We start from the raw sequence: 946 nt of genomic DNA on the forward strand, positions 1-946 counted from the left end.
GCCGTGGCCTTCAAGGCCGGCATCAAAACCGCCGACGACGCCGGCACCGGCCGCAGCCCCGCTGCCCAGCGCCTGGCCGAGCTGGATGAGGAGATGGAGCGCAGCCTGAAATTCGTGCGCAACCACCTCGTCGAGGCCCACGACACCAAGAAGAAAGCCAAGGCCTACTACGCCGACTTCGGCCTGCAGCCCGACGGCAAGCTGCGCCCGGCTCGCCCCAGCCGCGTCGAGGACCTGACTAAGCTGGTGGCCGCCCTCAAAACCTTCGGCTACGACCAGGGCAAGTACGGCACCGCCTTCTGAAAAAAGTTGCTCGTCGAGTACAAGCCCCTGGTGAAGCACTCAAGCGACACGCGCAGCGACGCCTCCCGCGAAACCGGCGCCAAAAACGCCCAGGAAGCCGCCCTGCGCCCCATGCTGCGCGCCCTGCGCCAGCACATCCAAACCAATTTCCCCACCACCTACGCCGCCGAGTGGCGCGGCTTCGGGTACCTCAAGGAGAGCTATTAGGGCGGGGCCAGTCAGTAAGTCCAGGCAGAACGTCATGCTGAGCGTAGTCGAAGCATCTATACCGCACAACTAATCCCAACGATGGGGTTTACTACTGCGGTAGAGATGCTTCGACTACGCTCAGCATGACGTTCTTTTTTCGGCCGCCTCGCCCCCCCTTTACGGCCCAACGCGCCAAATGCGCCCCATTGTGCCACCCATTGCGGGGCTTGTCCGTAGCTTAGGGGCTGTTTCGATTGTGCCGATGCCCGACCTCGCCGCTACCCCGCTCGCCCTCCCGGCCGATGTGCTGGAATTCTTCCCCGCCGACGACCTGCTGGCCGCCGTGTTTGCCGACGCACACAGCGCCCTGGCCCTGCTGCTGCCCGTGACCGATGCCGACGGGGCCATCGTCGATTTCCGGCTCGAGCTGCTGAGTGCCGCCGCCCAGCACCTG

3 protein-coding genes are annotated in these 946 nt (G+C 65.0%); all 3 read left to right on the forward strand.

The genetic code is table 11. From position 1 onward, the window contains the following. On the forward strand, positions 1-303 hold a 303-nt coding region (locus ACYVDE_RS24370), incomplete at its 5' end, for a hypothetical protein (protein ID WP_460504107.1). Between the two features lie 6 nt (positions 304-309). Continuing rightward, positions 310-510 carry a hypothetical protein gene (locus ACYVDE_RS24375; RefSeq protein WP_460504108.1) on the forward strand — a complete coding sequence of 67 codons (201 nt, stop codon included), beginning with the start codon at positions 310-312 and terminating at the stop codon, positions 508-510. 244 nt (positions 511-754) lie between these two features. Then, positions 755-946, forward strand: a 192-nt coding sequence (locus ACYVDE_RS24380) for a hypothetical protein (RefSeq protein WP_460504109.1), incomplete at its 3' end; no start/stop codon positions are given.

The organism is Hymenobacter agri, from assembly GCF_054778495.1.